The following is a 21,697-nucleotide window of genomic DNA, read 5'->3' as shown; positions in this document are numbered from 1 at the left end:
TCTTTGAATTTTTTCTCTAACATAATGAAACTAATACTAAAAATATAAATTACATATTTATATTATTTATTGTGGAATTTTATTATGAGTAGCAATCTTCACCTAAAGCATCCTAGTGGTTTAAAGTATTTATTTTTTGCAGAAATGTGGGAGCGTTTTAGTTTTTATGGACTTTCCGCATTATTAGTTCTATATATGACAAGTCGCTTAAATTTTGCTGAAGACAATGCTACGATTATTTTTGGGAGCTATGTGACGTATCTTTATATTACTACTGCTTTTGGAGGAGTATTGGCTGATAGGATTATTGGCTATAGAAGGTGTGTACTAATTGGAGGTCTTGCTATCATGGCAGGACACATAATTTTATCTTCATTAGGTAGTAATTCTACAGCTTTATTTTTAGGGCTTGGATGTATATCAGCAGGAACAGGATTTTTTAAATCTAATGTGTCAACTATGGTTGGGCGGTTATATGATAAAAAAGAAGCTTTAAGAAGTAGTGGTTTTGCATATTTCTATACAGGGATTAACTTTGGCTCAGTATTAGCTACTTTTATAGTTGGCTATGTTGGTGAGAAGATAGGTTGGCATTATGGATTTATGTTAGCGGCTTTTGGAATGGCTCTAGGATTAGTTGTTTTTGAGAAAGGTAAAAAGCATTTTCCTGAAAGCTGTGATGAGCCTAATTTTAAAGTTATGAATAAAAAACTCATTCTCGGAATTACTGTGTGGCGACTGATCATTTTGAGTGTAGTATTTTTTGCAGTTTTATTTGGCTATCTTATTGCACATCCTACTAGTTCTATGGTTGTTATTAGTTTGTCTGGTATTGGCTTATTTGTTTATCTTAGTTTTTTGTGGAGATCTTTAACAACCGCTGAAAAAACTCGAATAGCAACTTTATTATTATTGTCTATATTTATGCTGTTTTATTGGTCTTTAAGTAATCAAACTACTATTAGTATTCCATTATTTATAAAGACTAGTGTTGACCTTAATATTTTCGGATATCAATTGCCTGTAACTACAGTTATGGGCATTCAGCTAACACTTTTGGTTATTATTACACCATTCTTTGGATTCTTATGGCAGAGGCTTAGTGATATAAATAGAGAACCCTCAGATGAGATTAAGTTTGTTCTAAGTTTAGTGTTTTTATCCTTATCTTTTACATTTTTAGCTATGGGCGGTTATTCAGCTATAAACTCACTTAGCTATGTAAGTGTTTTATGGGTTTCAGCAGCATACCTTATGTTAGTTTTTGGAGAGTTGTGTATCTCCCCTGTTGGCTTAGCTTTGGTTACTAGAGTGGCTCCTGAGCATTTGAAATCAACGATGATGGGAGTTTGGTGGACTATTAGTGCATACGCAGGATTTTTCGGAGGTATAATCGGCTCACATATTACAAAAGATGTAAAGTCAGACAGTAATCCAACAAAATTATTTTCATCAGGTTTTTTTGAGTTGGCGATAGCGGCACTATTTATGGCTGTACTTTTATTTATAATAATTTACCTTTTGAGAAGGTTTAAAAAGAGTCCAGAGGAATTTCAAGCATGATTTTAATAGCAAATGATGAAGGTAGATGTGGGGTTAATAAATCTTTTGAATTGCTAAAAGCTAATAAAGATGGCTTAAGAGCGATTATAGAAGGAATTAAGCTAGTTGAGGAAAATACAGATATTCGAACAGTTGGGAAAGGTGGATGGCCAGATGTTACTGGACATGTCACATTAGATGCTGCTGTTATGGATGGAGACTCATTAAAGACAGGTGCTATAGGAGCATTAGAAGGCTTTCTTAATCCAGTTGAAGTAGCGTATGAAGTGTTCAGAAGGTTGAATCACGAGCTTTTAGTGGGCGAGGGTGCTAATAGATTTGCTGCAGAGATAGGTGCAAAAGAATCTAATAATTTAATAGAATCTGCAGAGACTGCATGGAGAAATCATATAGAAAAATACTTAACAAAAGAGCAGGGCGAGAAATTTCCAAACATTCCTCTAATCGAGTTAAGTAAAAAAGCAATAGATCCTGAAAAAATTTTTGATACTACGGTTTATCTTTCTAGAGACCATTTAAACAAAATTTCATCTGCAACTAGCACCTCTGGATGGGCTTGGCGCTATCCAGGTAGATTAGGAGATAGTCCGATAATTGGAGCAGGATCATATGCTGATTCTCGTTATGGTGCTGCAGCTTGTACTCATACTGGTGAGATGGCTATAAGATGCTCAACTGCTAGATCAATAGTGTTATATCAAAAGATGGGGATGAGTGTTGAAGAAGCGGTACATGAAGCAGCAAATGATTTGAAAGGGCTCAAGCATGGATATCTTGATGAATTAACGTTACATGCTATTGATGCTAAAGATAACTATAAGGTAATTAGTTTTAGAGGAAGTGAGCCTGTATATTATTGGGTTTGGAAAACTGGTATGGAAAAGCCAGTTAAAGAGCAAGCTGAATATTTAGATTAGCCGATTTGTCTATTATCAAATTTTTTAAGAGATTTAATTATTAAATAATACCCTAAAAGAGTAAATGCCAAGAAGCAAGCAGTTATTGTTTTTGAAGGATAATTTAAATTAACTACCTTAGTCACATCTAGAGAAACTCCAACAGCTAATTGTCCTAATTCTGTTATTAGAGTTATTATCATGTTGGTAATTGCTATCCCAAGACCAGAGATATTGGTTGGACATATTTTATTAAAAAAATGCCATACAAGAACTTGAACAGCAGAAAAACTTCCAAATAGAAAAGTGAGTAATATAAGGTTATTACTAAGTATTCTAGAATCTAATAAGATTATTGTAATAAGTATTCCTATAATGCAGATATGGATAGTTTTTCTTTCACCAAATTTGTGAATTATAGTTGCCATAATTGGTGAGAAAATGACCCATCCCATAAATAGTGATGTTATAAGAGTAGTTCCAGATAAATCATTTATATTATAAATAGATTTAAAGTAGAAAACTCCATATTGAGAGGTTAGGACAACCGTTGGTATATATATCAAACTAGCCCAACTAGCATTCAGCCATAAAGTTTTGTTCTTTAAAAGTTTTTTTGTTAGATTGGTGATGTCTCCAATTTTTGGCATCAAATTTATAGTGTTTTCATTTGATGGTAAGAACAGCAAAAATAATAAAGATAATGGAACAGCTAAAATCCCAGAATAAATAAACACAGATATCCAAGAAGCATTATAACTTGATATGTAGACGCTTAACTGTTGAGAGAAAGCAGCAGCTAATGTACCAAGAGATATCACAATACTAGCAACTAACCCAAAGTATTTTAGGCTTAAGTTCTCTCTAGCTAGTTTAAGTACTCCAATAAAAGCAAAAGATGATCCTATACCAACTAAGAGACGACCTACAAGAGCCATATTATAGCTGCCAAGGACAAATAGTATATTGCCTAATCCACAAATAAGAGTAGCAGAAATAAGAACTTTTTTACTCCCAAATCTATCAAGTAATACCCCAGCAGGTATTTGCATTAAAAGATAAGTAATATTGTAACTTGATACTAGAAATGAGAATCCAGTATGTGTGTTTATTGAGAAATAACTAACTATTTGCTCTTGGTAAGCACCAGTAAGTATTCTTAGGAAGAATTCATAACAATAAAAACTAATACCTATAATTAGTATTGAGAAAAAATTTGTTTTTTTCATTTATGTATCTTTTTGAAAATATATAGATACTTTACTCGTTACAGAGTTTATTGTCTATAAGTTATTGTCTTACTAAGCTGTGATATAATAGAGGGGCAAATCAGTGGAGAGGCTTATGAAAAATATTTTAGCTTTGATTATTTTTTTCGTTTCATTATCAACTCTGCAAGCTTCAGAATATAATCCTCAAACAGGCAAATTTTTTACTGGAAGTGATAGCTTTTACAGATCTAGCTCAGAAAGAGGGAATGAGGTTCTAGATAAAAACAATAGTTCCTTATTCCTAGATACAAAAGTAGAAGGTGTGAAGCTGACTGATACTTTGGAATTAAATGCTTGGACTAGTTCTGAAAGTATGTTGACGGCAGGAACAAGTGGAGCTATCCAAAATTCAAAATTTTATACTCAAGAAACTAAATTAACTAAGAAAATATTAGATGATAAGTTTGAATTATATGGTGGAACGGTATTGGGAGCTTCTCCTTATGTATTAAATAATATTGGTGGAGTTTATGATACTCAGGATAGAATAGCAGCTTTTGCGTCAAGTAGAGGTGGTGCAAAATATAATCTTTCTAAATCTTTTGGATTAATATTTGAAGGACAATATAACTTAACTGGTCAAATGGCAAATGATACTACGATGTTTAATGGATTTGATGGAGCAAACTATCGAGGTTCAAAAATGCTAAAAACAGGGTTTGAATGGGATTTTTAATTCAAATAAAGTAACTCTATTTACTTCTATTGAAATCTAAACCATAATCGAATTATAAATAATCTAACTTTCTTGATGTATAAATGAAAAAAGTTACAAAAATTGGTTTTATTATATGGTTTTTATGTGCGTTTTTCTATGCGTTAGAATTCGTTATTAGAGCATCAAGTAATTCTTTATATCATGATTTTTTGACTGATCCATATAATCTATCTCCAGAGCAAATTAGTTTGTTTAGTTCAGCTTTTTATTGGGCTTATGTGGTAGCACAGCTACCAGCGGGTATATTGCTTGATAAATTTGGTATTAAGAAAGTTATGATGATTAGTACATTTATGTTTTCTTTAGCTGTGTTTATTGCGACTCAAGCGACATCTCAGGAGTATTTAGTTATTTATAGAATTTTAGCAGGTCTAGGTGGTGGTTTTGCCTTTTTATCTGCATTGAAATCTATAGCTATATGGTTACCTAGTAGACTTTTCCCTATGTTTACAGGAGCTACTCAGATGTTGATGTATACAGCAGGAACTTTAACTGGTTTGCCTTTGGTTATCTTATCTAATCATTATAGTATTCAGACAATTATGGCTGGGATATTAATAGTATCGATAGTACTATTTGTGTGTACTGTTATTTTCATAAAGTCAGAAGAACCACATAATCAGAAAGATACTGATGCTTTGGCAGATGCTCATAGTGAACCAGCTGATATTTTTGTGGTTTTGAAAAATAAACAAATTTGGCTAAATGGTCTTTTCTGTTTCACTATCTATGGAACTACAGCATTATTTGCGGATTTATGGAGCTTTAGGTTTTTGACTTTAGAAGGTTATTCTGAGCATTATGCTGGAGCTGCTTCATCAATGATATTTATTGGGATAGCCGTATTTAGTCCATTATGGGGTTTTATAGCGACAATCTTTAATAAGGAAAAATCACTTCTCGTATGGGCATCTGTATTTGGAATATTTATTGTTACAGCAATAGTTTATTTCCATATAAATCCTATACTAATGTGTGTTCTATGTGTTTTATGGGGAGGTATGCAGGCTGTCCATGTGCTTAACTTCACTATCTTAAGAACTCAGGTAAGTCCTGTATATATTGCTACAGGTTTGGCCATGGTTAACCTGTTCATTCCTTTGAGTGGAGCGATATTGCAACCATTTGTCGGTTTTGCTGTAGCAAAGTTAGAAAGCTTTGGCTTTAGTGAAATTGCATCATTTAAATTAGCATTATTTATATTACCAATATTAATGTTTTTATCTTTCTTATTAGCACTATTTATAAAAGAAAAAAGAGCTTAATTTCTTATTTTTATTAATTTATTATCTCTTTAGCTATATAATCTTTGGCATAAGTGTTTTTCGAAAGAGAGCAATCAATGTCTCAAAAATTTGTCTTAGCAGTAGATCAAGGAACAACGAGTTCAAGAGCAATTATATTTGATAATAAAGGTGGTATTAAAAAAATTGCTCAAAAAGAATTTACGCAGATTTATCCAAAAAGTGGTTGGGTAGAGCATGATCCTATGGAAATTTGGGGTACACAAAGTGGAGTCCTTAGAGAGGTTTTAGAATCTTCTAGAATAAAGCCAGATCAGATAGCAGCAATAGGTATTACAAATCAGAGAGAAACCGTCGTGGTTTGGGATAAAGAAACTGGAGATCCTATTTATAATGCTATAGTTTGGCAGTGTCGAAGAACATCGTACATTTGTGATGAGATAAAAAAAGATAAAGAATTAACTAAATATATAAAAGAAAATACTGGCCTTGTTGTTGATGCATATTTCTCTGGCACAAAAGTTAAATGGATACTTGATAATGTAGAGGGTGCAAGAGAAAAAGCAGAAAAAGGACAGTTGTTGCTAGGTACGATAGATACTTGGCTTATTTGGAATATGACTAGAGGGCAAATCCATGCTACAGATTATAGTAATGCTTCTAGAACGATGCTCTTTAATATAAATACACTAGAGTGGGATAAAAAGATTCTTAAACATTTAGGTATTCCTGAATCAATGTTCCCTGAAGTGAAAAACTCTAGTGAAATTTATGGACATACTGATGAAAGAACTCTAGCTGGAGCAAGAATTCCTATTGCGGGAGTAGCTGGAGATCAGCATGCTGCACTATTTGGTCATTGCTGTTTTGAGAAAGGTATGGCTAAGAACACTTATGGAACAGGGTGTTTTGCGCTTATGAATGTTGGTGATAAGCCAGTGTTTTCAGATGCTGGACTTTTGACTACTATAGCATGGGGAGAGAATGGTAAACCTACATATGCACTTGAGGGCAGTGTATTTATTGCTGGAGCAGTAATACAATGGATTAGAGATGGTATTGGTCTTATCCGCTCTTCAGAGGATAGCGAATATTATGCGACAAAAATTGATTCCACCAATGGTGTTTACTTTGTGCCTGCATTCGTTGGACTGGGGACTCCTTACTGGGATATGTATGCTAGAGGAACTATAGTTGGTATAACTAGGGATACAAAGAGAGAGCATATTATTAGAGCAGCTTTAGAAGCTATAGCATATCAAGCTAAAGATGTTTTAGACTGTATGAAAGAAGATACGGGATTAGATCTTGCTGGATTGAAAGTTGATGGCGGAGCTGTTCAAAATAGTTTCTTAATGCAATTCCAAGCAGATATTTTACAAACACATATTTCTAAGCCTGAAATTAATGAGATAACTGGACTCGGTGCTGTGTTTTTAGCTGGTCTAGCAGTAGGTTTTTGGAAGAATAAGGAAGAGCTTAAAACATTAGTTAATATTGAGAAAAATTTTGAGCCTAAAAAAGATTTAGAGACAGTGTCTCATGATTATAAAGGTTGGAAAAAAGCTGTTGAAAGAAGTAAGGCATGGGCTGAATAATGAGTAAAGATTTTGATATTATCATAATTGGTGGTGGAGCTACGGGTTTTGGTTGTGCTTTAGAAGCAGCTTCAAGAGGCTATGAAACACTACTTCTAGAAGCTTATGATTTTGGTAAAGGAACGTCATCTAAGTCAACAAAGCTTATACATGGCGGACTTAGGTATTTAGAAAATTTTGATTTTGCTTTAGTTAAAGAAGGTTTGGAGGAAAGGTTTTCTTTTTTGCATAATGCTCCACACCTTACTAAAAAACAAACTTATCTTATTCCTACTAGGACTCTTTATGAAACTCTTAAATATACTGTAGGAGTTAAATTATATGAGTTTTTATCTGGTAAATATAAGATTGGTAAAAGCTATGTTCTTAATAAGCAAGAAACTATAAATGAGTTAGAAAATATTGATGATACTAAGTTACATAAAGGCTTAGTTTATTATGATGGTCAGTTTGATGATACAAGACTGCTAGTTTCATTAATGAGAACTTTTGAGAGTGAAGGTGGAACAGCTTTAAATTATCATAAAGTTGAAAAGATCTTTAGCTCAAATAATAGTTCAAGGGTTGATAGTGTTGAGGTTGTAGATACTATTTCGGGAGAAAAGAAAGTATTTACAGCAAAGCATATCGTTAATGCGACGGGAACTTTCTCGGATGTTACTATTGGATTATCTGGGGAAAAAGAAGCACATAAATATGTATCTGTTGGTCAAGGTACACATGTTGTTTTTGATAGAAAGATGTTTCCTACAGAGCATGCTATTTTAATTCCTGAAACTATTGATGGAAGGGTACTTTTTATACTTCCGTGGCACGATCATTTAATAGTGGGTACAACGGATATAAAAAAAGAAAAGCCTTGTATTGAGCCAAAAGCAGATAAAGAGGAAATTGATTTTATTTTGGATACATTTAATGAGTATTCTAAAGTTAAAGCAACAATTAATGATATTAAAGCTGTTTATTGTGGCCAAAGACCTCTAGTTTCTCCAAAGAAACAAAAGAGCTCTGCAAAAATCTCTCGTAAGCATGAGATTATAGAGTCTGAAGATGGTTTGATAACTATCGTTGGTGGTAAGTGGACTATCTTTAGAAGAATGGGTCAAGATGTTATTGATCATATTCAGTTGGGTAAGACTGGTCAGAAACCTTCTAAAACATCGCAGATAGAGTTAGTTGATGCTATAAACTCTGATGAAACTTATCCTCTAAGAGTTTATGGAAAATTTGTAGATAAGATTAAGAGCATTCAAAAAGAAGAAAATAATTATGAGCTTATTCATAAGGATCTACCTTATTTTCAAGCAGAAATTATTTATCAGGCAAGACATGAAAAAGTCCATACAGTTGAAGATGTATTAGCACGTAGAACTAGAGCAGCTTTTTTAGATATTAAAGCTTGTAAAGAGTCTGCTAACTTAGTTGCTAAACTTTTGGCAAAAGAGCTTAGCAAAGATGAGGTTTGGCAAGAAAATCAAGTAAACTCATTTTTGGAATTTAGTAAGCTTTATGATGCTGAGTATCTTTACGCAAATTAAATTATTTTTGGGGTAATTTATGTTTGAAGCTTGTATAGGTGAGTTTATTGGGACAATGATACTTATCTTACTGGGTAATGGTGTCGTTGCTGGAGTTGTACTAAATAAAACAAAATCTCATAATGGTGGCTGGATTGTTATAACATTTGCTTGGGGTTTGGCTGTTTTTCTAGGTGTTCTTGTCGCTGGGCCTATTAGTGGAGCGCATTTGAATCCTGCTGTTAGTGTTTCATTAGCAATCGCTGGTAAGTTTCCTTGGGACAGTGTTGCACCATATATCTTTGCGCAAATATTAGGGGCGATGTTTGGACAGGCTTTGGTTTGGATTATGTATTATCCACATTATTCTGTAACAGATAATACTGATTTAAAACTTGCTACACATTGTACTGCTCCAGCAATTAAGCATCTTCCATCAAATCTGGCTAGTGAAATAATTGGGACATTTGTTTTAGTTTTGGCTATTTTAATGATGCATGGAGTCGTTGTACAATTGGGAGACTCGACAAATTTGGTCACAGCATATCCTATAGATATGGGGGCGCTAGGAGGCATTCCTGTTGCGTTTGTTGTTATCGCTATAGGTTTGTCTCTTGGTGGAACTACTGGGTACGCTATAAATCCAGCTAGAGATTTTGGTCCAAGGTTGTTTCATGCTATCATGCCAATACAAGGTAAAGGATCTAGTCAATGGAATTATGCATGGGTGCCTATAGTTGGTCCTTTATTAGGCTGCTCTTTAGCGGCTGGATTTTATTTATTGTTAAAGAGTAAAGGGGTTATTTAGTTGAATGATTTTGTAATCGCAAATACTGTAATGCAATTGCTAATAGGGCTGTCTTTATTTCTAGCAAGTCATTTTATGGGCAGAATTTTTGTTAGTAAAAAGAACTATGATCCTTATTTTTGGATTTTCATGTTGTTATTTTCTATTTCTCCAAGCTTATATGGTTATTTATTGTATAAGCTTTTTCCGACTTCTGTAGATAGTTATAATAGCTTCCTTTCAGGGACAATCATGATCTCTGTTGTAGGGCTTTTGTTTTCTGAGAAAGGTTATAGAAAATTCTCAGATACTATAATAAATAGAAATACTGTAGCTGCAATATCAGTTTTGCTAGTTGCGGTTTTTATTTATTTTTCAGCTATAGATTCTGAAGATGTTAGTTATTACTCTTTAACAACTTTGCAATATTATGGATCGACTGGACAGTTTCTTAGTGTAGCTGTGTATCCAATGATTTTGCTAACAGCTTTAATTCTATTTTTGTTTAGATATTCTATGTCTATTTCAGTATTTGCTTTTTATATGCTTTGTCAAATCATTGATGATTTGGGACATGGAGCTAAAGATGTTTTTTGGTTAGCTAAATATGATTTTGATGATATAGTTTCATCTTTAGTGGTTTTTGGCTTTCATATTATCTCATTGATTATATTGCTTAAAGCAAGAAAAAAATATTATTTAAGGGTTAAGATAAAATGATTTATTTAAATTCTGATCATTTTTTTATGAAATTTGTTGTGGCTATAGTTATATTAATTGTAGGAATATTTGTATCTAGGATAATAAAAAATCTAGTAAATAAAATTTTACAACAATATGATGAAACTATGGCTAGATTTTTATCTAGTCTTGTTAATGTTATTTTAATAGTTTTAGTAGTAGTTATTGCTATTGCTCAATTAGGTGTTCCAATATCACCAATTACCGGTGTTTTAACAGGTATAGTGTTTGGTGTTTCGATGTCTCTGAAATCATCCTATAGTATCGTTGCATCTGGGATAATGCTAGCATTTAGCAAACCCTTTTCGATAGGCGAGAAAGTCGATATTGGAGGTTCTTCAGGAGTTGTTAAGTCAGTTGGTTTTCTTTATACAAAGCTAGAATCAGATAGTGGAGATGAGATCGTCTTATCAAATAGTATAGTTATGTCTCGAGTGGTTACTAGATATTTAGTGTCTAATAATGATAAAAGTTAATGCAAAAAAATCTTTTAAATAAAGAAAAAGAATCTTTATATTTAGCTAATGGACAAAAGATTTTATTAAACAAGCAGCAGCTTGCTGCTATATCAGCCATAGATAGTTTTTTAACTAGTTCAAAATTTTTTTTCTTGCTTTCGGGGTACGCGGGAACAGGCAAAACAACAATTGTAAAGAAGGTTTTAGAGAAGTATAGAGGAAAAGCAATTGTTTCTGCTTCAACAAAGAAAGCAAGTTTAGTTATTTCACAGACGACGCTCTTTGAAGGTTTTACTATTCATACATTGCTTGGACTTCGTCCTGATGTTAAGTTAGAGGATTTTAATCCAAATGATCCTGAGTTCTCACAAATAGAACCGGCTTTACTTCATAGATATAATCTTATTGTAATTGATGAAGCTAGTATGATAAATAGTTCTTTATTTGAGCTGATAAAATTAGAGGTTAATAAGTCTTTAACCACAAAAGTTATTTTTATAGGAGATAAGGCGCAGATTCCTCCAATAGGAGAAGATCAAAGTGTAGTTTTTGAAATTGAGGATTTTTATGAATTAACGAGCCTTGTAAGGCAAAAACAAAGTAATCCTTTAGTTGAGTTGAGTAAAGAATTAAGAAGTTTTTTAAAACATGATGAATTACCTGACTTTATTTTAAATAGAAGAACTCTGATAAATGCAAAAGGTGAGGGTGTATATTTTTGTTCTTCGAATGAAGAGTTCAGAGAAAAAATATCTGAATATTTTAAAGAATCTAATTTTCGTGAAAATATTAATTTTGCTAAACTCATTGCTTGGCGAAATAAAACTGTAATGAAATCCAATCAGATTATAAGAGAGTTAATCTTTGGTGAAGAAACGGGCTTGTTAGAAAAGGGAGATATATTAACTGGTTACAGAGCAGTTAGGGATTCAGTTAAGAAGAATTTTATTATTAATAACTGTGTTGATTATAAGGTTTCATCTATTTCAGAAAGGGTATGTAATAAAGAAGGTATTTTTGGCTACAACGTCTCTCTTTTAGAAAGGTCGAAGACTTTTAAAACTTTTGATGAAAAATATGTTTTTGTGGTCGATCATTTGGATAAGATTAATTTACATAATTATGCAGACATTCATGATAAATTGTTGCTAATATCTAGAGCTGATAAAAGTTGGTTATCATATTATGAATTTAGGAAAAATAATTTATTAATGACTGATATTTTGGTAAATCTTAATGGTTCTATTAGAGCTAAAAGTAATGAAATAAAAAAAGATCTTGATTATGGTTTCGCGGTAACTAGCCATAAGGCTCAAGGATCAACCTATAATACAGTCTTTATTTTACTAAAAGATATTTTATTAAATACTAAAAAGCAAGAGATGCAACAAATGCTCTATGTTGCTTTGACTAGATCTAGTAATAAGGTGGTTATTTTATAATTTTAGGGCTTTACATAAGTTAATAAAATAAGTATTATGTAGTTGTTTTTTTAAGGATTTAGATGTCCTTAAATTTCAATTTTTGAATTGTTTTAATAACGCTAAAAAAGCTTGATTTTTAATAAAATAAGCTTTATAGTAGTACAAGTTTTAGGGGAGGGATTCCCGAGCGGCCAAAGGGATCAGACTGTAAATCTGACGGCTCAGCCTTCGCAGGTTCGAATCCTGCTCCCTCCACCATGCGGGTGTAGTTCAATGGTAGAACTTCGGCCTTCCAAGCCGATAGCGTGGGTTCGATTCCCATCACCCGCTCCAACCTAAATCACAGAATTTTATAAAATAGATGTTTAAGCTCACATGGCTCAGTTGGTAGAGCACTCCCTTGGTAAGGGAGAGGTCGCCAGTTCAAGTCTGGTTGTGAGCACCATATTTGTTTTTTGTTTTTGTTAATAAAAATGGAGTAAAAAAAATGGCTAAAGAAAAATTTGAACGCTCGAAGCCGCACGTAAACGTTGGTACTATTGGTCACGTTGACCACGGTAAGACTACTCTTACTGCAGCTATTACTAAAGTAATGTCTGAGAAGAATGGTGGTGCGGCTCGTAAGTTTGATGAAATCGATAATGCACCTGAAGAAAAAGCGCGTGGTATTACTATTAATACTTCTCACGTTGAGTATGAGTCTCCAAATAGACACTATGCTCACGTAGACTGTCCAGGACACGCGGACTATGTTAAAAACATGATTACTGGTGCTGCTCAGATGGATGGTGCTATTCTTGTATGTTCTGCAGCAGATGGCCCTATGCCACAAACTCGTGAGCATATCCTTTTATCTCGTCAGGTTGGTGTACCATATATCGTTGTTTTCTTAAACAAATGTGATATGGTTGATGACGAAGAGTTGTTAGAGTTGGTTGAGATGGAAGTTCGTGAACTTTTAGATCAGTATGAGTTCCCTGGTGACGATACTCCTATCGTTATGGGTTCTGCTCTTAAAGCTCTTGAAGGTGAGGAGAAGTATGTTGAGAAGATTGTTGAGCTAGTTGCAGCTATGGATGATTATATTCCAGCTCCTGAGCGTGATACTGATAAACCATTCATTCTTCCAATAGAAGATGTATTCTCTATCTCTGGTCGTGGTACGGTTGTTACTGGACGTGTTGAGCGTGGAATCGTTCACGTTGGTGACGAAGTTGAGGTTGTAGGTATTCGTCCAACTCAAAAAACTACGGTTACTGGTGTTGAGATGTTCCGTAAGCTTTTAGATCGTGGAGAAGCTGGTGATAACGTTGGTATCTTGATTCGTGGTCTTAAGAGGGATGATGTTGAGCGTGGTCAAGTATTATGTAAGCCAGGTTCAATTAAGCCTCATACTAAGTTTGAAGCTGAGGTTTATGTATTATCTAAAGAAGAAGGTGGTAGACATACTCCTTTCTTTAAGGGTTATAGACCACAATTTTACTTCCGTACTACGGATATTACTGGTGCTGTCGAGCTTCCAGAAGGTGTAGAAATGGTTATGCCTGGTGATAATATCAAAATGGTTATAACACTAATCAACCCAATCGCGATGGATGAAGGTTTACGTTTTGCTATTCGTGAAGGTGGTAGAACAGTTGGTGCAGGTGTTGTTGCTAAAATTATCGAGTAATCGTTAAAAAAGGTCAGTAGTTCAATTGGTAGAGCAGCGGTCTCCAAAACCGCAAGTTGGGGGTTCGAGTCCCTCCTGGCCTGCCAAAATAATTAAGGCGGTGTGTACAATTGTATACATCGCCTTTTTTATATCTTGATATTATTTTCTCTCTGTGTTATTTTATACCCTACGTTTTGTAAGGAGATCTTTTGTGAGTAAGCAAAGTTTTAATAATAAAGTTTGGGTTAGTGGGGCTGTTAAGAGTACTGAGTCCTCTATTATTTCTAAGCCGATAAACTTTTTGTTGTGGATGGTTTCTTTACTTGTGATAATTGCTGGAGTTTTCGCAAGTAATTATTTTGATGCTTTAGACTCGGCTTATATAACCTCTATAGTGGTTATTACGGTTTTGGTGGCGTTAGTGATTGCTAGATTTACTAATCAAGGGCGTAGATTTTGGACTTTCTTTAATGCTTCTAAACTGGAAATGGCAAAAGTCGTGTGGCCAACTAGAAAGGAGACTATGACAATTACCGCGATGGTAATAGTTGTAGTTATGATTTTTTCGGTATTTATTTATTTATTTGGAATGTTATTTGGAAAGGTAGTCCAGCTTTTCTTGGGTTAATTAAGGGTTTGTTATGCTTTGGTACGTTGTGCAGGTGCACTCTGGCTATGAAAAAAGAGTCAAGATGCAACTGGAGGAAAATATAAAAGTAGCTGGTTTTGAAAAAAGTTTTGGTAGAATCCTTGTGCCAACTGAGAATGTTGTTGAAATGAAGGGTGGACAGAAGCGAAAAAGTGAAAGGAAATTTTTCCCTGGCTATATTCTACTTGAAGCAGATTTAACTACTGATGCTTGGCAGCTTATAAAATCGGTTCCTAGAGTTTTGACTGTTGTTGGCTCTAGAGGAAAGCCAATTCCTTTAAGCAAAAAAGAAATAGAAAGAATTTTAAGTTTTATAGAAGGGGATGCTGCTAAAGTTGAGCCTAAGCTTAGAAAAACTTATCAAGTGGGTGAGGTTGTTAGGGTTTTAGAAGGGCCATTTAATGATTTTACTGGAGTTGTTGAAGAAGTTAACTATGAGAAATCAAGAGTTAGAGTGGCTGTGTCTATTTTTGGTAGATCGACGCCTGTTGAGCTCGAGTTTTCTCAAGTTGAGAAAGAATCCTAATTTTTAGGATTCGTTGGGGAGCTTGTGTTTGAGTCACAAGTGTTATTAACCTGATTTTGGAGAAAATAAAATGGCTAAGAAAAAAGTAGAAGCTATTATTAAGTTACAAGTTAAGGCTGGTCAAGCTAATCCGAGTCCTCCTATTGGTCCGGCGTTAGGTCAGCATGGTGTTAATATTATGGGATTCTGTAAAGAATTCAACGCTAAAACTCAAGGATTGGAGCCAGGTTCTCCGATTCCTGTAGAAATATCTGTTTATAGTGATCGTAGTTTTACATTTGAAATGAAAACGCCGCCAGCTTCTTATTTAATTAAGAAAGCTATTAAACTTAAATCTGGTTCTTCAAATCCGTCAAAAGAGTTTGTTGGAACAATTACTCGTGCGCAGTTAGAAGAGATTGCGAAGACTAAAGATCCTGATTTGACTGCAGCAAGCCTAGATGCTGCTGTAAGAATTATTGCAGGAAGTGCTCGTAGTATGGGTGTGAAAGTAGAAGGGGTTTAATGATGGCTAAAATTTCAAAAAGAATGAAAAATATTTCGGCTAAAGTAGATGCTGAGAAAAAATATAATGTTCCAGAAGCGTTCGATATCTTAAGAGAAGTTTCTTCTGTTAAGTTCGTTGAATCTGTAGATGTTTCTGTTGCTCTTGGTGTAGATCCTAGAAAATCTGATCAAGTAGTTAGAGGAGCTTCTGTGCTACCTAATGGAACTGGTAAGTCTGTAAGGGTTGCTGTTTTTGCTAAAGGTCCTGCAGCTGATGCAGCAAAAGAGGCTGGGGCTGAAATTGTTGGTATGGAAGACTTGGCCGATGAAGTTAAGAAAGGTAATATGGATTTTGATGTTGTTATAGCGTCTCCTGATGCTATGAGAGTCGTTGGTCAGTTGGGTCAAATACTTGGTCCAAAGGGCCTTATGCCAAATCCAAAAGTTGGTACTGTTACTATGGACGTTGCTAAAGCGGTTGTTGATGCTAAGGCAGGTCAGGTTAGATATAGAGTTGATAAAGCTGGTATAGTTCACACTACTATTGGCAAAGTTAACTTTACTTCTGATGCATTAAAGCAAAATTTAGAAAAATTATTAGTTGATCTTAAAAAAGCTAAGCCAGCGAATTCTAAAGGTATATATCTGAAGAAAGTTTCTGTATCTAGTACTATGGGTCCAGGAATAAGTGTTGACTTTTCTGATTTAACTATATAAAATTTGCTTTTGCAATTTCTTTGGGTTGTGTGAAAATGCAACGATCAAAGACCGTAGGAGCTGGATTTCTGGCTTAATAATTATCCTACGCAGACGATGTTTGACAACCTTTTTGGTTTAAATATCGTGTTAATAAATAAATGAGTGTAGACAATAAACATAAGGAGTCGATTATGGCACTTAGAATAGAGGATAAGAAGGCAATAGTTGAAGAAGTTGCTGAACATGTATCCTTAGCATTGTCTGCAGCGGTAGCTGATTATCGTGGCTTGACTGTTAATGAAATGACTTCATTAAGAAAGCAAGCGCGTGAATCGGGAGTTTATTTAAGAGTTGTTCGTAACAACTTAGCACGTTTAGCAATTAAGGGAACTGAGTTGGAATGTTTGGGTGAAGTGCTCAAAGGTCCTCTTGTTCTTGCTCTTTCTAAGGATGAGCCAGGTGCGGCAGCTAAATTATTTAAAAACTTTGCAAAAGATCACAATGCTTTTGAAGTTAAAAATTTAGCGATGTCTGGTGAAGTATTTGGTCCTGAGAAATTAGATGACTTTGCTAAGCTTCCTACTAGGGAGGAAGCTCTTGCTACATTACTTAGTGTTATGCAAGCGCCAGTTGCTAAGTTTGTTCGTACTCTTAATGAGATTCCTACTCAAGCTGTGCGAGTCTTTGCTGCTGTTGGAGATAGTAAGTAAAATATTACTTTGGTTTGTAAAATTAGAAAAAGCTATTTAAAGAATTAATTGTTAAATAAAAGGAGTTATTAAAATGGCTATAACAAAAGAAGATATCCTAAATGCTGTTGCTGAAATGAGTGTAATGGATGTATGTGAATTGGTTAAAATGATGGAAGAAAAATTTGGTGTTTCTGCTGCTGCTGCTGTTGCTGTTGCTGGTCCTGCTGCTGCTGGTCCTGCTGAAGCTGCTGAAGAGAAGACTGAATTTGATGTTGTTTTAGTTGATGCTGGTGCAAATAAAATTGCTGCTATTAAGGCAGTTAGAACAGCAACTGGCTTAGGTCTTAAAGAAGCTAAAGATGCTGTAGAGGGTACTCCTTTTACAGTCAAAGAAGCTGCTTCTAAAGATGATGCTGAAGCTCTTAAAAAGCAACTTGAAGAAGCTGGCGCTAAAGTTGAGCTTAAATAATTATAATTTTAAATATAAAATTTAAAGGAAATATTAGACTAGTAGTCAATTTTTGGCTCCTAGTCTTTCTAGTATTGAAGATATAGATTGGTGCAGATATATTCATATTTGCGTTTTTGTTTTGTTATTTGTTTAAACAAAAATCTTAGGGATGTTTTTGATGTCTTACTCATACGCTGAGAAAAAGAGAATTCGTAAAGAGTTTGGAGTTCTTCCTCATATTTTGGATGTGCCGTACTTGCTGGCTGTACAGACTGAATCTTATAAAAAGTTTTTGCAACTTGATGCAGATAAAGATGCTCAAGCAAAATCTGGTTTAGAAGCTGTATTGAAGCTTTCTTTTCCTATTGAAAGTAAAAATGGACAATATGAGCTTCATTATGTTGATTATGAAATAGGTGAGCCAACTTTTGATGAAAGTGAATGCCAAATAAGAGGGGCGACTTATGATGCTCCTCTTAATGTTAAACTTAGACTAGTCGTTTATAATAAAGAGGCTCTTCCTGGAGAGAAAATAGTAGAAGATATAAGGGAAGAGTTTGTCTATATGGGGGATATCCCTTTGATGACTAGTAATGGTACTTTTATAGTTAATGGTACAGAAAGGGTGGTTGTTTCTCAGCTTCACCGTTCTCCTGGAGTTTTCTTTAGTAAGGATGATTCTGAAGAAGGAGCATTTTCTGCGAGAATTATACCGTATAGAGGTTCTTGGTTGGATTTTGAGTTTGATTCAAAAGGTATTGTTTGGGCAAGAATAGATAGAAAGAGAAAAATTTGTGCTACGGTTATATTAAGAGCACTAGGATATTCTCAAGAAGAAATATTAAAGCATTTTTCTACTAGTGAAACTATCTTGTTTGATGGTGAAAACTTTCAACTCAAATTAGATAACATTGCTAAATTAAAAGGTGAAGTGCTTAAGTTTGATATATCTGATTCAAAAGGTGAAGTTCTTATAAAGAAAAATAAGAAGTTAACTACAAGAGATGTTAAGAAAATTAAAGATGCAGGTGTTGAGTCAATATCTATTGATTTGGATTTAGTTAAAACACTTAGAGTTTCTGAAGATATAGTAAATAAAAAAACAGGAGAGATTATAGCATCTGCAAATGATGATATAACTGATAGCTTGTTAGAAAAATGTGCAGAAGCAGGAATTTTAGAGTTGGATGTTGTTGATTTTATAACAACAGAAAGAGGTAGATATATCTCTGATACTTTAAAGTATGATTTAACTAAGACTACTGAAGAAGCATTAGTTGAGATTTATAAGGTTTTAAGACCAGGAGATCCTCCAGCTGCTGCATCAGTTAAGGCTCTGTTCGAGGGTCTTTTCTTTATTGAAAGTAGATATAGTCTATCAGATATAGGTAGAATGAAATTAAATGCTAGACTAAATAGCGATAAGGTTTCAAAAGATATTTATATTCTTGAAAATAGCGATATTATTGGTGTTCTTGAAGAGCTTATTAATATTCGCGATGGCAAGGGTAATGTAGATGATATTGATCATTTAGGAAATAGAAGAGTTCGTTCTGTAGGTGAAATGGTTGAAAACCAGTTCAGAATAGGACTTTATAGAGTTGAGAAGGGTATTAGAGAAAGTATGTCTTTAGTTCATAAAGATAGACTTATGCCAAAAGATATAGTTAATTCCAAGCCTATTACAGCAGCTATTAAGGAGTTTTTTACTTCAGGTGCATTATCTCAATTTATGGATCAAGATAATCCATTATCAGAGGTTACGCATAAGAGAAGGATTTCAGCATTAGGGCCTGGTGGTTTATCTCGTGATAGAGCCGGGTTTGAGGTGCGAGATGTTCACTCAACTCACTATGGTAGGTTATGTCCTATTGAAACACCAGAGGGGCCAAATATTGGTCTAATTAACTCTTTAGCTAGTTATGCTAGAGTTAATGATTATGGTTTTCTAGAGGCCCCTTATAGGAAAGTTATAGATGGTAAAGTTACTAATGAAATAGAGTACTTATCAGCTATTGATGAAGGGAAATATGTAATTGCACAAGCATCAACTAGATTAGATAAAAATAACCATTTTGTTGATGAGTTGATTCAGTGTCGTTCAGGTGGTGAGGCTATTTTTACTGAATCTAGTAGAGTTCAGTATATGGATGTTTCTGCTAAGCAGATGGTTTCAGCTGCTGCGGCTTTAATACCTTTCTTGGAGCATGATGATGCAAATAGGGTATTGATGGGAGCAAACATGCAACGTCAAGCTGTCCCTACACTTAGGTCAGAAAAACCACTTGTTGGCACAGGAATGGAAAAGATTGTTGCTAGAGATTCGGGTAACTGTATTGTTGCTAGAAATCCAGGAACGATAGAGGAAGTTGACTCTAATAGAATTGTGGTCAGAGTAAATACAAAGAAAGCTAAAGCAAATAATCTTGTGGATATTTACAATCTAACAAAGTTCAAGAGATCTAACAAAAATACTTGTATTAACCAAAGACCAATCGTTAACGTTGGCGATAAAATTGAGAAAGGTGATGTTTTAGCTGATGGTTTTGCTACGGACTTTGGCGAGCTTTCCTTAGGTCACAACCTTATGGTTGCTTTCATGCCGTGGAATGGGTATAACTTTGAGGATTCTATTCTATTATCTGAGAGAGTCGTTAAGGATGATAAATATACTAGTATTCATATTGAAGAATTTACTTGTGTGGCTCGTGATACAAAGCTTGGACCAGAAGAAATTACAGCGGATATTCCTAACGTTAGTGAAAGTGGATTGTCAAAGCTTGATGAATCTGGAATAGTTCATATTGGCGCAAATGTTGAGTCAGGTGATATTCTTGTAGCAAAAATAACTCCAAAAGCTGAGCAACAACTTACTCCAGAAGAAAGGCTTTTGAGAGCTATTTTCAATGAGAAAGCAGCTAATGTAGCAGATAGTTCATTGAGAATGCCTAGTGGAACATCTGGAACAGTTATTAACGTTCAGGTATTTGAAAATGATAAAGGCGGGAAAAGTCAGAGAGCTTTAGAAATTGAAAAACAAATGATTTCTAAAATTAGGAAAGACTTTGATGAAGAGTTTGCTGTTATAGAGTCTATAGTTAGATCTTCTATTGAAAAAGAAATTGTTGGACAAAAAGTATCTAAATCTAAAGGGCTTAAAAAAGGAGCTGTTGTAACTAAAGAATTTTTAGACAAGCTCCCTTTCTCTAAGTGGTTAGAAATTGAATTTGAGTCTGAAAAAATTAATGAAAAAGTAGAGAAAGCAAAAGAGTATTACGACTCAGCTAAAATTGCTATAGAAAGTAGATTTGAAGCTAAGAAAAAATCTGTAACACAGAGTAGTGATCTTTCTCCTGGTGTTCTTAAGACAGTTAAAGTTTTTGTTGCTATTAAGAAGAGAATACAGCCAGGTGATAAAATGGCTGGTAGACATGGTAACAAAGGTGTTGTTTCTAGAGTATTGCCTATAGAAGATATGCCGTTTATGGAAGATGGAACGCCTGTTGATGTTTGTTTGAATCCTTTAGGTATTCCTTCTCGTATGAATATAGGTCAGATTTTAGAGGCTCATTTAGGTCTTGCTTCTTATGGTTTAGGTAAAAAAATTGAGAAGGCTTTAGAAGACTCAAAGAAAGCGGCAGAACTTAGAAAAACACTGGATGAAGTTTATAATAGTGTTGGGAATAAGAAAGTTGATATTGAGAGCTTAGGTGATAATGAAGTTTTAACCTTAGCAAATAACCTTAAGGCTGGTGTTCCAATAGCTACTCCTGTATTTGATGGCGCTAAGGAAGAAGATATTAAGTCACTTCTTAAAATAGGTGGTTTTGCAACTAATGGCCAAATGAGATTATACGATGGGCGTAGTGGAAAACCTTTCGATAGAGAGGTCACGGTTGGCTATATGTATATGCTTAAGCTAGATCACTTGGTTGATGATAAAATGCATGCTAGATCAACAGGTTCATATAGTTTGGTAACTCAACAGCCGTTGGGTGGTAAAGCTCAGTTTGGTGGCCAAAGATTTGGTGAGATGGAAGTTTGGGCACTTCAAGCTTATGGAGCTGCTTATACATTAAGAGAAATGCTAACGGTTAAGTCTGATGATATAACTGGTAGATCTAAAATGTATAAGAATATAGTTGATGGTAAATTAACTATGAATGTTGATGTACCAGAATCATTTAATGTTTTAAGAAATGAAGTTAGAGCATTAGGTATTGACATGGACTTTGATCAATCTTCAGATGAAGAAGAGTAAAAGCCCATTTTATAAACATATATTTTGTTTGTAATCAAAATAAATAAATTATAGGAGAATAT

General features: G+C 34.3%; 19 protein-coding genes and 4 tRNA genes. 22 read left to right on the top strand and 1 reads right to left on the bottom strand.

Going from position 1 to position 21,697, the window contains the following annotated elements:
* The first annotated feature begins 84 nt into the window (after positions 1–84).
* Positions 85–1,563, top strand: a complete 1,479-nt coding sequence (locus DNK87_RS07620) for a peptide MFS transporter (RefSeq protein ID WP_119330975.1) — start codon at positions 85–87, stop codon at positions 1,561–1,563.
* The gene (locus tag DNK87_RS07615) at positions 1,560–2,480 is read left to right on the top strand and encodes an isoaspartyl peptidase/L-asparaginase (RefSeq protein WP_119330974.1); all 921 of its coding nucleotides are present in this window, start codon (positions 1,560–1,562) and stop codon (positions 2,478–2,480) included. The genes DNK87_RS07620 and DNK87_RS07615 overlap by 4 nt, the downstream gene beginning before the upstream one ends.
* Here DNK87_RS07615 and DNK87_RS07610 read toward each other — a convergent pair.
* Positions 2,477–3,688: an MFS transporter gene (locus DNK87_RS07610; RefSeq protein WP_119330973.1), complete on the bottom strand. Its 1,212-nt coding sequence runs from the start codon at positions 3,686–3,688 to the stop codon at positions 2,477–2,479. The two genes, DNK87_RS07615 and DNK87_RS07610, sit on opposite strands and share 4 nt — an antisense overlap.
* Before the next feature lie 115 nt (positions 3,689–3,803).
* Between DNK87_RS07610 and DNK87_RS07605 the strand changes: the two genes are divergently transcribed.
* The 20 genes from DNK87_RS07605 (at position 3,804) to rpoB (ending at position 21,635) form a co-directional block, all read left to right on the top strand.
* A complete protein-coding gene (locus DNK87_RS07605; protein WP_119330972.1) occupies positions 3,804–4,406 on the top strand; it encodes a hypothetical protein in 603 nt (200 codons plus the stop codon).
* An 83-nt stretch (positions 4,407–4,489) separates the two neighbouring features.
* On the top strand, positions 4,490–5,713 hold the full coding sequence (locus DNK87_RS07600; RefSeq protein ID WP_119330971.1) for an MFS transporter: 1,224 nt from the start codon (positions 4,490–4,492) through the stop codon (positions 5,711–5,713).
* A 77-nt stretch (positions 5,714–5,790) separates the two neighbouring features.
* Positions 5,791–7,290, top strand: coding sequence for a glycerol kinase GlpK (gene glpK, locus DNK87_RS07595; RefSeq protein ID WP_119330970.1), 1,500 nt, complete (start codon positions 5,791–5,793; stop codon positions 7,288–7,290).
* Positions 7,290–8,828 carry a glycerol-3-phosphate dehydrogenase/oxidase gene (locus DNK87_RS07590; RefSeq protein WP_119330969.1) on the top strand — a complete coding sequence of 513 codons (1,539 nt, stop codon included), beginning with the start codon at positions 7,290–7,292 and terminating at the stop codon, positions 8,826–8,828. The genes glpK and DNK87_RS07590 overlap by 1 nt, the downstream gene beginning before the upstream one ends.
* A gap of 19 nt (positions 8,829–8,847) precedes the next feature.
* Entirely contained in the window at positions 8,848–9,615 is a 768-nt protein-coding gene (locus DNK87_RS07585; protein WP_119330968.1) for an MIP/aquaporin family protein, read from the top strand.
* Positions 9,616–10,314 carry a hypothetical protein gene (locus DNK87_RS07580; RefSeq protein ID WP_119330967.1) on the top strand — a complete coding sequence of 233 codons (699 nt, stop codon included), beginning with the start codon at positions 9,616–9,618 and terminating at the stop codon, positions 10,312–10,314. It begins immediately after the preceding gene.
* Positions 10,311–10,811, top strand: coding sequence for a mechanosensitive ion channel family protein (locus DNK87_RS07575; RefSeq protein WP_119330966.1), 501 nt, complete (start codon positions 10,311–10,313; stop codon positions 10,809–10,811). The genes DNK87_RS07580 and DNK87_RS07575 overlap by 4 nt, the downstream gene beginning before the upstream one ends.
* The gene (locus DNK87_RS07570) at positions 10,811–12,235 is read left to right on the top strand and encodes an ATP-dependent DNA helicase (protein WP_119330965.1); all 1,425 of its coding nucleotides are present in this window, start codon (positions 10,811–10,813) and stop codon (positions 12,233–12,235) included. Before DNK87_RS07575 ends, DNK87_RS07570 begins: the two co-directional genes overlap by 1 nt.
* 155 nt (positions 12,236–12,390) lie before the next feature.
* Positions 12,391–12,475 (top strand) — tRNA-Tyr (locus DNK87_RS07565).
* Position 12,476: 1 nt separating this feature from the next.
* A tRNA-Gly gene (locus DNK87_RS07560) sits at positions 12,477–12,550 on the top strand.
* 36 nt (positions 12,551–12,586) lie between these two features.
* Positions 12,587–12,662, top strand: a tRNA-Thr gene (locus tag DNK87_RS07555).
* Positions 12,663–12,704: 42 nt separating this feature from the next.
* On the top strand, positions 12,705–13,889 hold the full coding sequence (tuf, locus tag DNK87_RS07550) for an elongation factor Tu (RefSeq protein ID WP_119331215.1): 1,185 nt from the start codon (positions 12,705–12,707) through the stop codon (positions 13,887–13,889).
* 10 nt (positions 13,890–13,899) lie between these two features.
* Positions 13,900–13,975 (top strand) — tRNA-Trp (locus DNK87_RS07545).
* 68 nt (positions 13,976–14,043) lie between these two features.
* Positions 14,044–14,499 (top strand): preprotein translocase subunit SecE, encoded by a 456-nt coding sequence (gene secE, locus DNK87_RS07540; protein WP_211360960.1) that lies wholly within the window; start codon positions 14,044–14,046, stop codon positions 14,497–14,499.
* A 13-nt stretch (positions 14,500–14,512) separates the two neighbouring features.
* Positions 14,513–15,046, top strand: coding sequence for a transcription termination/antitermination protein NusG (gene nusG, locus DNK87_RS07535; protein WP_119330964.1), 534 nt, complete (start codon positions 14,513–14,515; stop codon positions 15,044–15,046).
* A 70-nt stretch (positions 15,047–15,116) separates the two neighbouring features.
* Positions 15,117–15,551 carry a 50S ribosomal protein L11 gene (gene rplK / locus DNK87_RS07530; RefSeq protein ID WP_071663632.1) on the top strand — a complete coding sequence of 145 codons (435 nt, stop codon included), beginning with the start codon at positions 15,117–15,119 and terminating at the stop codon, positions 15,549–15,551.
* A gap of 2 nt (positions 15,552–15,553) precedes the next feature.
* Positions 15,554–16,249: a 50S ribosomal protein L1 gene (gene rplA / locus DNK87_RS07525; RefSeq protein ID WP_119331213.1), complete on the top strand. Its 696-nt coding sequence runs from the start codon at positions 15,554–15,556 to the stop codon at positions 16,247–16,249.
* A gap of 173 nt (positions 16,250–16,422) precedes the next feature.
* The gene (rplJ, locus tag DNK87_RS07520) at positions 16,423–16,941 is read left to right on the top strand and encodes a 50S ribosomal protein L10 (RefSeq protein ID WP_119330963.1); all 519 of its coding nucleotides are present in this window, start codon (positions 16,423–16,425) and stop codon (positions 16,939–16,941) included.
* Between the two features lie 73 nt (positions 16,942–17,014).
* Positions 17,015–17,392 carry a 50S ribosomal protein L7/L12 gene (rplL, locus tag DNK87_RS07515; protein ID WP_119330962.1) on the top strand — a complete coding sequence of 126 codons (378 nt, stop codon included), beginning with the start codon at positions 17,015–17,017 and terminating at the stop codon, positions 17,390–17,392.
* Between the two features lie 160 nt (positions 17,393–17,552).
* Complete coding sequence (gene rpoB, locus DNK87_RS07510; RefSeq protein WP_119330961.1) at positions 17,553–21,635, top strand: DNA-directed RNA polymerase subunit beta; 4,083 nt, start codon at positions 17,553–17,555, stop codon at positions 21,633–21,635.
* Positions 21,636–21,697: the final 62 nt, after the last annotated feature.

Source organism: Pseudofrancisella aestuarii (assembly GCF_003574475.2).
GTDB lineage: Bacteria > Pseudomonadota > Gammaproteobacteria > Francisellales > Francisellaceae > Francisella > Francisella aestuarii.
The sequence above is the reverse complement of the archived record's forward strand: the minus strand, read 5'-3'. Positions and strand labels throughout refer to the sequence as shown.

Coding starts and splice junctions, on each gene's coding strand:
- DNK87_RS07570 (WP_119330965.1), top strand. CDS start 10,811: ATGCAAAAAAATCTTTTAAATAAAGAAAAAGAATCTTTATATTTAGCT.
- rplA (WP_119331213.1), top strand. CDS start 15,554: ATGGCTAAAATTTCAAAAAGAATGAAAAATATTTCGGCTAAAGTAGAT.
- rplL (WP_119330962.1), top strand. CDS start 17,015: ATGGCTATAACAAAAGAAGATATCCTAAATGCTGTTGCTGAAATGAGT.
- glpK (WP_119330970.1), top strand. CDS start 5,791: ATGTCTCAAAAATTTGTCTTAGCAGTAGATCAAGGAACAACGAGTTCA.
- DNK87_RS07600 (WP_119330971.1), top strand. CDS start 4,490: ATGAAAAAAGTTACAAAAATTGGTTTTATTATATGGTTTTTATGTGCG.
- DNK87_RS07590 (WP_119330969.1), top strand. CDS start 7,290: ATGAGTAAAGATTTTGATATTATCATAATTGGTGGTGGAGCTACGGGT.
- DNK87_RS07610 (WP_119330973.1), bottom strand. CDS start 3,688: ATGAAAAAAACAAATTTTTTCTCAATACTAATTATAGGTATTAGTTTT.
- rplK (WP_071663632.1), top strand. CDS start 15,117: ATGGCTAAGAAAAAAGTAGAAGCTATTATTAAGTTACAAGTTAAGGCT.
- DNK87_RS07585 (WP_119330968.1), top strand. CDS start 8,848: ATGTTTGAAGCTTGTATAGGTGAGTTTATTGGGACAATGATACTTATC.
- DNK87_RS07605 (WP_119330972.1), top strand. CDS start 3,804: ATGAAAAATATTTTAGCTTTGATTATTTTTTTCGTTTCATTATCAACT.
- rplJ (WP_119330963.1), top strand. CDS start 16,423: ATGGCACTTAGAATAGAGGATAAGAAGGCAATAGTTGAAGAAGTTGCT.
- nusG (WP_119330964.1), top strand. CDS start 14,513: ATGCTTTGGTACGTTGTGCAGGTGCACTCTGGCTATGAAAAAAGAGTC.
- rpoB (WP_119330961.1), top strand. CDS start 17,553: ATGTCTTACTCATACGCTGAGAAAAAGAGAATTCGTAAAGAGTTTGGA.
- DNK87_RS07620 (WP_119330975.1), top strand. CDS start 85: ATGAGTAGCAATCTTCACCTAAAGCATCCTAGTGGTTTAAAGTATTTA.
- tuf (WP_119331215.1), top strand. CDS start 12,705: ATGGCTAAAGAAAAATTTGAACGCTCGAAGCCGCACGTAAACGTTGGT.
- DNK87_RS07575 (WP_119330966.1), top strand. CDS start 10,311: ATGATTTATTTAAATTCTGATCATTTTTTTATGAAATTTGTTGTGGCT.
- DNK87_RS07615 (WP_119330974.1), top strand. CDS start 1,560: ATGATTTTAATAGCAAATGATGAAGGTAGATGTGGGGTTAATAAATCT.